This is a genomic window from Spirosoma agri, from assembly GCF_010747415.1.
Taxonomy (GTDB): Bacteria; Bacteroidota; Bacteroidia; order Cytophagales; family Spirosomataceae; genus Spirosoma; species Spirosoma agri.
On the sequence record NZ_JAAGNZ010000004.1, the window covers coordinates 77,275 to 90,358 of the forward strand.

The window sequence follows — 13,084 nt, forward strand, 5'->3', positions numbered from 1 at the left end:
CGAGCATGAACACCGATAAAGATCAACTTGCTTTTGAACTTAGCGCCTTCAACAAGCTCTCATCCACCAGTAGCATCCAGGTTATCACGGATGCCTATAACCGGATACTGATTATGGTTCAGGCCGTCATCCTAACTCGAAATGACCCGGATTCAACCACCCGGGCCTGGAGTCTGCTGAATGATGATGCCTACAAATATTTATCTGAAATTCAGGAAGGGAAAAGGGATGCTACGGATGAGTTAAAGCGCACAGTGAGTCAGGTTGGGCAAATACTCTCCATCGCCTAATTTATAAATGGGTACCATTCCGCTCCTTGCTAGACATTATAGTGTTCTTTCATATCGAGTTACTCCCTTGTCAGTGAATACCTGGGTGCCTTACCCTTTTCGTAAATCAGGTAAAACCAGTGTCCATTTTCGCAGGTATGGCCATCAACGCAGGCAGAACCTAACGTGTAGTTCGGGCATGGATTCCAGATACCTGCTTCGTCCGTATAGCCGGGAAGCCAGGACAAACGGGCTTGAAACCGTTCTTCTAAAAATCCATCGGGCACAACGCGCGTGGTTTGACAGGTTAGGCAGGCAATTTGCATAACAAAAGGTGTGTGAAGTGGGAAAAGATGAGAGGCTACCAAACATACTTAAAGCCCGGCCTGAGGTAAATACAACGCTATCGTCCGATCAAAACCCTATCTAGGTGATCAGTTTTCGACTGAGGAGTAGCTTTGCGAAGGGAAAAGAGAGTTAAGTAAGATTCTAGATGGACGAGACAAGTATCGGGCTTAACTCAAACCACATCCGTACCCTCACTAGTTTAAGCTTTTCCTACTTAAACGCAGTTAGACACTGGACACGTAGACGAAAGCGCTACGGTTAACTCAACAGTATGAAAAAGGCATTCATCTTGGGCGCTATGCTGGTAGGCATTGCGACCTTCAGCGCACAGGCGCAAACAACAGGCTCCGGCAGTGGTACGGGTAATGCTACCAACGGATCGGCTTCCCAAAACGGAACGTCGGCCAGCAGCCGTAGCAATGGTTCAACCATGGGCACAGGCAGTACTACGGGTTCAATGAATGGCACACAGGGTGGCCGTACTAAATCGAAAGGTTCAAGCTCAATGAGCAACGGCTCTACCGGAACCGGCAGCCAACGGGACAACTCAACGACTGATGGAACCAGCACCCAAAGTGGTAGTTCGATGTCGACCCAGGGTGGATCGACTGGCCGCAGTGGTCGCAAGGGAAAGATGACAAAGGCCAATTCGACTTCGTCGAACTAGAGTAAGCCTTCGCTATGGCTTAGGTTTGCAAAGTCCAGCGCGTTTTTAGAGTCGGCTACAAAACTAGTCGACTTTTTTTGTCCCCTGTTTAGGATCGACCATTCGGAAAGTTTCCCACTACCAGTAGCGAAAACAAGCCAATCTACTAGTGCAGCCTATCGATCGCTACTGGATAATATCTGACGTAGCCAGCTTTGTAAATTACTATTCGTGGTTTACTGAAGAAGCAAGAACAACAGAGTAACATTCGCTTTCGCCACGTTCAACTAAAGTAAGGTAGTACCATGCAGTTCCCGCTACGACATTGGCAGGTATCATAGCCTGTCCTGAACGTTTGTGATCCTACTCGCCAAAATCTCGAATCAGAAGCCCATTCTTCGGCAGAGAAGCAGGGCTTGCGGGTGATTTATTGGCTGGGTTGTCTTGGCATCAAGTAACCCCTTTGATCACTTCAACCAGAGAAAAACAAGCTGATTTTTTTGTGATCACGGTCAATTCTGATTGGTAGTATACCTATTAGATAGGCGACCAAAACAGTTCCAGTAACCTAGGGGTTATGCAGGTGAGGTCACATACTCCCGGTGGGTTCTCTCGTACTTTGTACCAGAATCATGCTCCCGAGTAGCTCAATAACCTATGACGAATCAAAAAACATATCTCATTGACGGAGCGGGCCGACGCTGGTTTTTAAAACAGTCCTCCGCCCTGGCTGGTCTGTTTGCCCTGCCGCCCCTGCGCTTTTCGACGGCTGCTGCCGTTGACCAACCAACGGGATTGCCACCAGCAGGTAAGCGATCCCTGACGCTGAAAATTAATCGTAAGACCTATAAGCTCGACGTTGAACCCCGCGAAACACTGCTGGATGTCTTACGCGAACGTCTGGATCTGACAGGCTCAAAAAAAGGATGCGATCATGGACAGTGTGGTGCCTGTACGGTACATATCGACGGACGAACGGCGAATGCCTGTTTACTATTGGCCGTGATGCAACAGGGGCGAGACATCACCACTGTTGAAGGATTAGCACCGGGGAAAACAGAGTTGCACCCTCTGCAAACGGCCTTTCTGGAACACGACGGCTTTCAGTGTGGCTTCTGCACATCCGGTCAGCTGATGTCGGGTGTGGCTGCTATTCGCGAGGGGCACGCTGATTCGCGGGCGGAAATCAAAGAGTGGATGAGCGGCAACATTTGTCGCTGTGGGGCCTACGCCGGTATTGTCGCTGCGGTCGAATCGGTACAGAAAGGAGGAAAACGCGTATGAAAAACTTTGATCTGGTACAGGCTGATCAGCCTGCCGACGCGCTAAAACTGAAAAGTGCCGCTTCCACCACCCGGTTCATCGCGGGCGGAACGAATCTGGTCGATCTGATGAAATACGGGATCGAAAGTCCCGATACGCTGGTCGATATAAGTCGGCTACCACTCGATACGGTAGCAAAAACGGCTACAGGCGTGCGAATCGGCGCTCTAGCCCGAAATAGCGATGTTGCGGTCAATAAACTGATAACCGACCAGTTTCCGCTGTTGGCACAGGCGCTATTAGCCGGTGCTTCACCCCAGTTGCGTAATATGGCGACGATGGGGGGGAACCTGATGCAACGGACTCGCTGCTACTATTTTTACGATACCAGTACGCCCTGTAACAAACGGAATCCGCAATCCAGCGAAGGGCCAAGTGGCTGTGGCGCTATTGGTGGTTTCAACCGGATTCATGCCATTCTTGGGGCCTCTTCCAGTTGCATCGCTACGAATCCAAGTGATATGAATGTAGCGTTGAGTGCGCTTGACGCGATTGTGCAGATTCAGGGGCCGAACGGCAACCGATCGGTTCCCCTGATTGACTTTCATCGGCTGCCGGGCAATACACCCCAACGCGACAACGTGCTGGAAACCAACGAACTGATCGTTGGTATTGATCTGCCGACTCCTCGCATGGCCGGTAAATCGCACTACCAGAAAGTGCGTGATCGGGCGTCCTATGCTTTTGCTCTGGTATCGGTAGCGACCCGAATGGCCGTTGAAAACGGTACGATCCGGGATATTCAGATCGCATTGGGCGGAGTGGCGCACAAACCCTGGCGAATGCCAGCCGTCGAAAAACAGGCCGTCGGGCAGCCCGCTACTGAAGCGACCTTCCGGGAGGTAGCCCGGCAACTGCTGGCGGAAGCAAAACCACAAAAAGACAACGCATTTAAGATTAAGCTGGCCGAAAATACCATCGTTCGCTCCTTGCAGACGGTTCTGTAATCGCCTTCCCCTGTTATGGCAAAGAAATTAATTGGTGACCCAATCGACCGAATCGATGGACGGGAGAAAGTGACCGGTACGGCCCGCTACTCTGCCGATATCAAACGACCCGACCTGGTTCATGGCGTGCTGGTCATGAGTACCATTGCACACGGACGCATTCAGCAGATCGACACGAGTGCGACGCTGAACGTACCCGGTGTGGTGGGCGTAATGTCGCACGAGAACGTACCTAAAATAGGAGGGACGGAGAAGAACAAAAACTCGGCCCAAGCTACCGATCGCGTGTTGCACGTGTTTCAGGACAACCAGGTGCATTATAATAATCAGCCGATCGCTGTAGTTTTGGCCGAAACATTTGAAGCTGCCACCGAAGGGGCTGAACGGGTGCGAATACGCTATGATGTCGAGACGCTCAAACCGGAATTGCCCGCCAATATGGACAAAGCCGTTAAACCCGAACGTCTGCCCCGTGCGGACGATCAGGTCGATACGCAACGGGGGGACATGAAGGCGGGTATGGGCGAGGCAACGGTTCGGTTTGAGGAAACCTACCGGACACCCACTCAAACCCATAACGCTCTCGAACCGCACGCGCTGGTGTCGTACTGGGAAGGAGACAAACTCACCATGTATACGGCCACCCAAGCGGTTTCATCGACGCAGAAGCGGGTCGCTGAGTTGTTCGGCATCCCTAAAGAAAACGTGCGGGTTATTTGCCAGTACATCGGCGGAGGTTTTGGTAGTAAAGGCACCGTTTTTTCGCAAAACATGCTGGGGCCACTGGCGGCTAAGTTCATCAAGCGGCCCGTTAAGCTGGTGCTCAAACGCGAGCACATGTATGGCATGGTGGGGTCGCGTTCGGCTACGGTGCAGCGGTTTTCACTGGGCGCTAAAGCCGACGGACAGTTTACCGCAATGGGGCACTACACCATTGCCCAGACGGGCGACTTCGATGACTTTGCCGAACCTGCCGGAGTGATCAGCCGTATGCTCTATGCTGTTCCCAATCAGGAGACGACGCACAAGGTCATTCGGGCCAACATCGGCCTGACGTCACCCATGCGGGCACCGGGCGAAGCACCGGGAGTTTTTGCGCTGGAATGCGGTATCGACGAACTGGCCGCGCAACTGAAGATGGACCCACTGGCCCTTCGGCTGAAAAACTACGCCGAAACGGACCCGCACCGGAATTTGCCGTATACGAGCAAATCGTTGCGGGCCTGTTACGACCGGGGAGCCGAGCAGTTTGGCTGGTCGAAGCGCAACGCTGAACCTCGATCCATGCGCGATGGTAACCACCTGATTGGTATGGGTATGGCGACGACCGTTTATCCGGTCAATCGGGGCGAGTCGTCGGCGAAAGTACAGCTCAACGCGGATGGGACCGTACGGGTCGAAACGGCGACGCAGGATCTGGGGACGGGAACGTTTACAATCCTCACCCAGTTGGTCGCTGAAGTTTTTGACATTTCGCCCGATTTGGTTACGCTGGCCGCGGGCGACACTCGTTATCCCGAAGCCGTCGGGTCGGGTGGCTCACGAACGACCGTTACAACCGGTTCGGCGGTAGTTCAAGTGGCCAAAGAGGTCTTGACGAAAGCCAAAAAGATGGCCCTGAATGATACGAAGTCACCTCTTTACGCTACCCCGGAGTCAGAGATTATGATCGAGAAGGGGAGGCTCTACCGGAAGTCGGATGCGCGCAAGGGTGAATCGCTGAGTAGCCTGCTGAAACGCAACGGCGGCAAGCCACTGCAAGAGATGCAGGAATCTAAAGCGGGCGCCGAGAAAAACAAGTATTCGATGTATGGTTTCGGGACAATATTCGCCGAAGTGCGGGTAGACGAAGCCCTGGGTGAAGTGCGGGTATCGCGCCTGTTATCAGTGGTGTCGGCCGGTAAGATCGTCAATGAAAAGACGGCTCGTAGCCAACTGCTGGGGGGTATGATCTGGGGCGTGAGCATGGCCCTGCACGAGGATACCCTTCGCGATCCCCGCACGGGCCGGATCATGAATCCCAATCTGGCCGAATATCACATGCCCGTCAACGCTGATATTGGTGAGCTGGACAACATTTTTATCGCTGAAGAAGATGAGTCGGTCAATCCGGCGGGTGTGAAAGGCATCGGTGAGATGGGTATTGTCGGCAGCGTCTCCGCCATTGCCAATGCCATCTACCACGCTACTGGTAAACGTCACCGCGACCTGCCCATCACTCCGGACAAACTGCTGGTATAAAATCATTGAGCAGACATGGCCCAGAATCGATCAGGTTCTGGGCCATGCTGTTTTACCGTGAAGCGGTTTCTTCCGGTTTAGTTAGTTTACGACCACCCGCTTCTTGGCGATCAGGGTGCCATCGACCTCCAGGCTAGAGACATAGACACCAGCGGCCAGCCCCTTGCGACTCACGTGGACGTAGCCCTCGGTATTGGTCGATACATCAATCAGGCGCACCAACTGACCCTGAAGGTTATGCAGTTGGATCGTTGCCTGCTGGTGTTTTGCCGGTAGCTGAAAGTTGATTGTCGTCTCGGTCGTAAACGGATTGGGCGTCAGGATGAACGATTCAGATTCGGCCATTTCGGTAATTGCTCCTACACGCGTGGCCGAGGTCGTAATCAGCTTCCACCGCTGGCTGCTGTTCGCATTCGCCAGTTTGCTTACCGCTCTGGTAACCCCATCTACCAGACCAATGTCAAGGCGATTACCGATGGCGCACTGCGGTTCTAACCCATAAATATTCCCACCCAGATCGATCAATTTCCAGCGCTGATTACTACCGCCGTTACTGGAATACGTTTGCACTTTTATGTTATCACCCGCACTGCGCCCCGCTACATCCAGTCGTTTGCCGGGAGCGTGTTGTGGTTCGAGTTCATACAGCCCATTGCCTATGTCAATGAACTTCCATCGCTGATTGGCTCCACTGTTGCTTTGATATAACTCCACGATTGCCTGATCCGCTGTACTCAGCGCACGCACATCCAGCCTTTTACTCAACGCGTGTTGCGGTTCGAGTTCATAAACCCCCCCCGCCACGATGCCGGTGCTGCCCGTCGACGGCGCAAACGTAGCCGTCAGGGTTGTATTGGTACCCGGTGTAGACAGGCTCTGAAGACGGGCTCCTCCGTTTGACCAGGACGCGAACGTGTAGGTAATGCCCCCTACCGTTTGTGGCGATACCGCTTCCAGACTCCTGACAATACGGCTGACGCCCGTGAAGGAGGAGGGCCCGGTAACGGTACTGCCATCCAGTTTAAGGGCTAATCCGGCAGGGTTGGTCGCCAGCGTAATCGTCGAGGCAATGGGAACAATATCCCTGGACACCGTCGTGGTGGCCCCCTTTGAGTCCGTTACCGTCAGAAATAGCCGGAACAGGACGTTGGCCGACGTTTCCATCTGAGTGGGTACAGTAAAGCTGCCGCTGGTGATACCGCTGACGGGTTCCATCGCGGGATGCGCATGAGCGGGGTTATCGAAATGGTACAGATCCACTTTCCAGGTAAAGGCACTGGCCGGTAACGTGCCGTCTTCGCCGTCGGTACCCGTGCCGGAAAACGTAATGATATCCCCGCCCGCATACTGTGCCCCTGATGCTGGTGTGCTGATCGTGGCGACTGGCAATTGGTTCGTGATCACTGTCAGGGTTGCTTCACTGCTGGTGGCACTCCCCGCTGAATTACTCACCATGACCCTGAATTTTGCGCCATTGTCTGCCAAAGCCGGACTGGATACTGTGTAACTCGACGCTGTGGCTCCCGAAATGGCAACGCCGTTCCGCTGCCATTGATAACTGGGCGTTGGATTGCCGGAAGCAACGGTGTTAAACGTAACAGACTGACCGACAGAGGCCGTCTTACTGGTTGGCTGAACGGCAATGACCGGAACGCCATTTCCGGTATAATCCACGCGCCACAATACACCGTTGGTGCTTGATGTGTTAGCCGCGTCGGACCCGCCGGCAATGCCCCCTCGGGCGATAAAATAGAGCGTTCCATCATTGGCTATGGCTACATCCAAGGGCCGGTTGATGCCCGTGGCAAACGTCGTGACCGCTTTAGTGGCCGGATCAATCGCTTTTAGCCAGCCGTTGCAGTAATCCCCAAAGAAGTACTTGCCCACATAGGCTGCCGGAAATTTAGCTGTGGTCGGATTGTAAAACGCGCCGGCCGTGATGGAACACCCCTGGCTGTGGTCATAGGCATAGAAGGGATCCTGGTAATTGGTGGGGGATACTTGATTCGTCCGAACACCTTCAATACCGGGCCAGCCGTAATTCTTTCCGGCAATCGCTTCGTTAATCTCTTCCCAGGTAGAATTGCCGACATCGTTGATAAACAGCTTGCCGGTACCGGGCTGAGCAGCCAATCGGAACGGATTGCGAAGGCCCAGCGCCCAGATGGCCCGGTTGACGCCCGAAGCGGTAGAGTAGAAAGGATTATCAGTTGGAATACTGCCGTCTAAATTGATCCGAAGAATTTTACCTTTTAGCGTAGTCAGAGACTGTGCGTTTTCGGCAACGGTGTTCTCGCCCACCGAGATAAAAAGCTTACCATCCCTGATGGCCAGTCCTCCACCATTATGATAACCGACGGAGCCTAACGGATCAATCGTAATCAGTACCAGTTCGCTACCGGAAACCGCTACATCACCGGCAGCGGTAAAGCGGCTTACCCGGTTATTGCTCACCGAACTCCCGGCGGCTTTGTAGGTGTAATAAACGTAAATGAAGTTGTTCGTACTGAAATTAGGATCGACTACTACCTTCAGCAGGCCCCGTTCGTTGAAGTTATCAACATTAGGAATGGTGACAAAAGGCGTGGCTAGTAATGCGCCATTTTTAACGATTCGCACCTTCCCGTTTTTCTCTGCCAGAAAAACCCGACCATCGGGGGCTACATCTATACCGACTGGATCCAGGCCGGTTGCCACTTGAACACCGGCGAAATTGCTGGGAAAACTTTGGGCCTCCGCCCGTTGGAACTGGAGTAAACAAAGCCATAAAAGTAAAGCAAGGACCGCTGCTTTACCGGTCAAAAACGTTGCGGAGAGGTGATTCATAAGTAAGGGTTTGTTAAGGTAGATGGTTTAGGCAGATCGGTTAAATATATAAAAAAACAACGATAAAGTTTATCTTTTTAGCTAACTTATATAGTAAGTAAGTCTACCAAAATAATCTATAATGTGCGTTGTAGTTCCATTACTGAGTTGTGTCCTGATCCAGTTCGATTCACAACGCATGGACTTGTTCGACAGCAATCTGCTAAGAGTCCATTTCCCAGACCAGGTAAGGCCGTTTGTCTCGCCTATATAAATAACCCCGCATCAGACGAAGTTGATGCGGGGTTATAATTACTGTGGAATCGCCCTATTCAGGATCGTTGACGCGTGCCCGGTGCCGGTAATAATTTTCTGAATAGATGCATACGTAAGGCTATTCTGATGCAGAAGGTATAGCGGTATTGTTCTATCGCAATGATTGTCAGTTCAGCCTTGATACCGGGTCTTACTCCCCAGCGGCTAGTTCCGAAGCGTCCAGTCGGGCCATTTCCAGGTCTAACCGACGTTCGGCCGTTCGTAACACCTCATCACTGAAACGCTCCTTACTGGCTAGCTCGACCAGTAACGACTGCTGGTATTCGCTGAGGGCTCGCTCGGCCGCCCGCATCTCGCTTACCAACGATCGCTCGTCAACCGATGGGTTGGAGCCCGATTTAGTTTCATTGAGCGTAGCGCCAAGTTCGCTGGCTAACAGTTGGTACCGGCGGATCAGGATTTGTCTTAATGGATTTGGCAGGGGCATCGGAAAATTACTTTCCAGGTAGTTCAGCGATTGACTGGCCAAGAGAAATTCCAGGGCCCGATCTTCCCGCGCCTGATCGTTTTGAGGCTTCACACCCAGCAGCTGGATCAGCAAGGGTAGGGTCAGTCCCTGGAGTACCAGCGTAGTCAGGATGACCACGAAGGCCAGAAACAGAATCAGGGTACGGTGGGGAAATGACTGACCGTTCACCAGCGTCAGGGGGAGCGCCAGTGCTGTGGCCAGCGAGATGACGCCCCGGGTTCCGGTCCAGGCTACGATCAGCACGTTCCGCCAGTCTACCTGGTTTGCCGGATCGCCGGTGCCTGATCCGCTAAGGGTGGACTGATCGGACCAACCCAGCAAACGGGGGTAGTAGGAACTAAAAAATACCCACAGAATTCGAACCAGAATGGTGACGGCGCTGACCACAACGCTATACAGCGCCAGTTCCCCGGCGGTGTATCCACCCAGATCTGCCACGATGGCTGGGAGCTGTAAGCCAATTAAAATGAAGACGACCCCTTCGAGTAAAAATATAACCGTGTCCCAAACGGCTCGGGATTCCAGACGGGCCTGGGGTGAGAAGACTTCCGGTGCTCGGCGGGTTATCAAGAGACCGGCACTAACAACGGCCAGTATGCCCGAGGTATGCACATGTTCGGCGGCTAAATAAGCTAGGTACGGAGCTAGTAAGGTCAGGCTGGTTTGTATCGTTGCGCTTTCCATACGACGGAGGGCAACGGTCATCAACCAACCCAGCGAGCCTCCGATCAGCAGTCCACCACCGGCCAGGACCAAAAATTGCAGGCTAGCCTCCCAAAGCACAAAACTACCCGTCATGACAGCGGCTACGGCGTAGCGGTAAGCTACCAGGGCGGAGGCATCATTGAGCAGGCTTTCTCCCTCCAAAATAGCAATGACTCGTTTATTAAGTCCCAGCCCTTTAATGATGCTATTAGCCGCCACTGCATCCGGGGGTGATACGATGGCTCCGAGCACGAAGGCCAGTGGCCAGCTGAAGCCCGGAATCACGAAATAGGCTGCCACCGCGACCGCCGTTGTGGTGAAAAATACCAGTGTAACAGCTAAGGTAGTAATGGGTCGGATTGAGCGGGTGAACTCCTGCCAGGCGGTTTTGGAGGCCGCATCGTAGAGCAGAGGGGGTAGAAAAATGATCAGCGCTACGTCAGGATCAAGGGCTAGATTAGGCAGGAAGGGGACGAATCCAATTACCAGTCCCGTTCCTACAAGTAAGATTGGGTAGGGGAGTTTGATTTTATCGGCGATGGCCGACAAACCAATCAATATGAAGAGGATAAAGATAACCGTTTGGAAGTTTGCCATACGTGCTGAGTTGAGTAGGGTGACCAGGTGTCAGGTGGGATGTCTTTAGGTTGTAACAGATTTCCCCTGTTTATGGCCCAAGCCGCCTACGATTTGTTTAGCCAACCGGCCACACCCGGTATCTGTCTGGCCACAAATGAGTAAACGAGCTGGTAAGCTATACAAAGTGCCGGTCCCTTCTCGCGACTCGATCGCGCGCTGTCAATTGTTCAATCGGATAAATCCCCGAATGAACTCCCTATACGCCTACTACGAGCAATATGTCCCAAAAAAAGCTTATAACCAGGTTCGCATACCTACAAGGCCCCAGGTAGCCATGTAGCCTACCACCAGCAGGGCCGAACACACTGCGAGGCTCAGAAAAAGCCGGTCCGCACGGCCTGAAATCTGCCTATAATTACGAAGTAAACCAAGAAGTGCTCCAAGGGCCGCAAGCGGACCCAGGAGGGAGGCAACGAAAATTGTGATCGAAAGGGGTGAAACGCCCCCTAATGAATCATTACCACTGTTCAAACATAGTACCATCACCAGGTAAGACAGTGCGTAGACAAATAGCCCTACCCGAACTGGAAGTGCACTCAATCGACGACCTTTTGGCTTCAGCCAGGCGGAACGAATGAGCCAGCCAACACCCATCAAAAAACTGATCACTAACAGCAACAGCGACAAATGACCTAGAACAATGGGTAGCCAGGCACCCAAAATCGACGTTTTCGTAGCTGTATTGGCAACTATACCACCCCCGAACGACCGCACCAGTACCTGTTCGCCCTCGTCGTTGTGCACCAGCGTTACCTCGGGTGTGTAGCCACGTTTATCCAGCCGTAGGACTCGATCTGGGTTGATGGGTCGAAGTCGTATGGGTTCGCTACCCAATCCATCCTGCATAACCAGTTCTCCTGCCTCTTCTTTGATGTGCATTAGTTCGGTTAAGGACAGAAACCAGCCCGTAATTGCCAGCCGGAAATTGCTCGGGTGATAATACCCCACCCAACTCGTCTTCTGTGCAGCCGATAAGGGGTACGCTGGTGGCAGCTGTTGAGGGACATTTTGCATCACTGCTGTCAGAACGGCATCTTTGAGTTTACCAAAGCCAGGGCCGTCGCTGTTGACAAGCACGATGATTCCCCGATTCAGTTCAGACTGGTATAGGTAGTGTGACCGTAAACCGATTCCCGCCCCATCGTGACCATGGAAGAGGTGGCCCCGGAAGGAAGTAGTGAAATTATTGAGTCCATAGCCCTGCTTTGAACCTGTATGGGCGGCCAGGGCTGTTGTTGGGGTTTCCATCCGATCTACGGAGGCCGGTTTGAGGAGTTGCTGTCCCCGGTAGGAACCCCGGCCCATGAGCATTTGTACGAATGACATTAACTCCAACGCCGACACATTGAGTCCACCCGTAGGTCGTAGCAACAGGTGCCAGTAGGGAGCTTCCTGCTGGTCATCGCCTGCGTAACCGCTTGCCAGGTCCGTCAGGGCGGCTCCGTCGCGATGAAAGGTAGCCCTGGTCATGCCCAGCGGCCTGAAGATACGCTGTCTCACGAATGACTCAAACTCCTGTCCGGTTTGCTTTTCAATAAGCCGGGCAACAACAGGCGGTCCGGCATTGCTATACGCCATAAACGTACCGGGTCGCCAGCGCGAACGTCGGGATTCCGACGCAATTGTCAAGCCTTTTTCGAGAGGAATGGTGGGATCATTAAAGGCGTAGGCTTTGGGCGACCAATCGTCAAAACCCGCCGTATGCTCCAGCAGATGGGCTACCCGAATGGGATCCGTTTCTTCCCATACATTGCTAAATGTGATTTCGGGAGCCCTCTTTTTCAGTTCATCCGTGAGGGCCAGTTGACCCTGCTGAACCAGCATCAGAGCTGAAACGGCCACCAGACTCTTGGTAATAGACGCTACTGGAAATAGTGTTTGGGCTGTAACAGGGGCGTTGGTCCTCCGGTTTCTTACCCCAGCGTTGTGCTGGTAGAGCAGCGAATCCTTCGTAAACACCAGTACCTGAAGTCCCGGTATTTTATGGGCTTTGCGTATGCTGTCGATCTGCTGGGTCAGTCTGTTGAAGGGGATAGTTTGCCCGGAGGGTTGGGCAACGGTCATTGCATACGTAGTCAACAGGAGCAGACTGGTTAGTAAGGAAGTTAGTCGAATAGACATAGCGTTAAAGTCTATTGCAATCGTTTCTATGTAAACATACAGAGAATTCGTCCAGGTCGTATGCCAGGACGTAGCGATCAACGTTACTAAAGTTAGCAAAGCCCTACCCGCTTGAATCGGCCGCTTAAATGAAGGCTGATCGATCGGGTAGGGGCGAAGGGAGGAGCGAGACTATCTGGTTACGCACTGTAGATGACCTCTGTGTAATTAAAAGACGCTTCGCGCAGGTGTTCTT

Annotated in this window: 9 protein-coding genes; 5 read left to right on the forward strand and 4 right to left on the reverse strand. The window is 52.9% G+C overall.

Annotated elements, in window-relative coordinates; genetic code table 11:
• Positions 1-5: 5 nt before the first annotated feature.
• Positions 6-290: a hypothetical protein gene (locus tag GK091_RS25905; RefSeq protein ID WP_164043647.1), complete on the forward strand. Its 285-nt coding sequence runs from the start codon at positions 6-8 to the stop codon at positions 288-290.
• 59 nt (positions 291-349) lie between these two features.
• Here GK091_RS25905 and GK091_RS25910 read toward each other — a convergent pair whose 3' ends face one another.
• A complete protein-coding gene (locus tag GK091_RS25910) occupies positions 350-595 on the reverse strand; it encodes a hypothetical protein (RefSeq protein WP_164043648.1) in 246 nt (81 codons plus the stop codon).
• Positions 596-888: 293 nt separating this feature from the next.
• On the opposite strand from GK091_RS25910, the gene GK091_RS25915 reads away from it, so the two are divergent.
• The 4 genes from GK091_RS25915 to GK091_RS25930 all read left to right on the forward strand — a co-directional run bounded on the left by GK091_RS25915 (position 889) and on the right by GK091_RS25930 (position 5,774).
• Positions 889-1,284, forward strand: a complete 396-nt coding sequence (locus GK091_RS25915; RefSeq protein ID WP_164043649.1) for a hypothetical protein — start codon at positions 889-891, stop codon at positions 1,282-1,284.
• A gap of 636 nt (positions 1,285-1,920) precedes the next feature.
• On the forward strand, positions 1,921-2,547 hold the full coding sequence (locus GK091_RS25920) for a (2Fe-2S)-binding protein (RefSeq protein ID WP_164043650.1): 627 nt from the start codon (positions 1,921-1,923) through the stop codon (positions 2,545-2,547).
• The gene (locus tag GK091_RS25925) at positions 2,544-3,533 is read left to right on the forward strand and encodes an FAD binding domain-containing protein (RefSeq protein ID WP_164043651.1); all 990 of its coding nucleotides are present in this window, start codon (positions 2,544-2,546) and stop codon (positions 3,531-3,533) included. The genes GK091_RS25920 and GK091_RS25925 overlap by 4 nt, the downstream gene beginning before the upstream one ends.
• A 15-nt stretch (positions 3,534-3,548) precedes the next feature.
• Positions 3,549-5,774 carry a xanthine dehydrogenase family protein molybdopterin-binding subunit gene (locus GK091_RS25930; RefSeq protein ID WP_164043652.1) on the forward strand — a complete coding sequence of 742 codons (2,226 nt, stop codon included), beginning with the start codon at positions 3,549-3,551 and terminating at the stop codon, positions 5,772-5,774.
• Positions 5,775-5,855: 81 nt separating this feature from the next.
• On the opposite strand, the gene GK091_RS25935 is transcribed toward GK091_RS25930, so the two are convergent.
• From GK091_RS25935 to GK091_RS25945, 3 genes are all read right to left on the reverse strand, one after another.
• A complete protein-coding gene (locus GK091_RS25935) occupies positions 5,856-8,600 on the reverse strand; it encodes a PQQ-dependent sugar dehydrogenase (protein WP_164043653.1) in 2,745 nt (914 codons plus the stop codon).
• A 445-nt stretch (positions 8,601-9,045) separates the two neighbouring features.
• Positions 9,046-10,686, reverse strand: a complete 1,641-nt coding sequence (locus GK091_RS25940) for a Na+/H+ antiporter (RefSeq protein ID WP_164043654.1) — start codon at positions 10,684-10,686, stop codon at positions 9,046-9,048.
• A 276-nt stretch (positions 10,687-10,962) separates the two neighbouring features.
• Positions 10,963-12,849: a serine hydrolase domain-containing protein gene (locus GK091_RS25945; RefSeq protein ID WP_164043655.1), complete on the reverse strand. Its 1,887-nt coding sequence runs from the start codon at positions 12,847-12,849 to the stop codon at positions 10,963-10,965.
• Positions 12,850-13,084: the final 235 nt, after the last annotated feature.

Excerpts from the sequence above, each read along its gene's own strand:
- GK091_RS25925 (WP_164043651.1), top strand. The coding sequence starts at position 2,544 with ATGAAAAACTTTGATCTGGTACAGGCTGATCAGCCTGCCGACGCGCTA.
- GK091_RS25940 (WP_164043654.1), bottom strand. The coding sequence starts at position 10,686 with ATGGCAAACTTCCAAACGGTTATCTTTATCCTCTTCATATTGATTGGT.
- GK091_RS25945 (WP_164043655.1), bottom strand. The coding sequence starts at position 12,849 with ATGTCTATTCGACTAACTTCCTTACTAACCAGTCTGCTCCTGTTGACT.
- GK091_RS25920 (WP_164043650.1), top strand. The coding sequence starts at position 1,921 with ATGACGAATCAAAAAACATATCTCATTGACGGAGCGGGCCGACGCTGG.
- GK091_RS25915 (WP_164043649.1), top strand. The coding sequence starts at position 889 with ATGAAAAAGGCATTCATCTTGGGCGCTATGCTGGTAGGCATTGCGACC.
- GK091_RS25935 (WP_164043653.1), bottom strand. The coding sequence starts at position 8,600 with ATGAATCACCTCTCCGCAACGTTTTTGACCGGTAAAGCAGCGGTCCTT.
- GK091_RS25905 (WP_164043647.1), top strand. The coding sequence starts at position 6 with ATGAACACCGATAAAGATCAACTTGCTTTTGAACTTAGCGCCTTCAAC.
- GK091_RS25930 (WP_164043652.1), top strand. The coding sequence starts at position 3,549 with ATGGCAAAGAAATTAATTGGTGACCCAATCGACCGAATCGATGGACGG.
- GK091_RS25910 (WP_164043648.1), bottom strand. The coding sequence starts at position 595 with ATGCAAATTGCCTGCCTAACCTGTCAAACCACGCGCGTTGTGCCCGAT.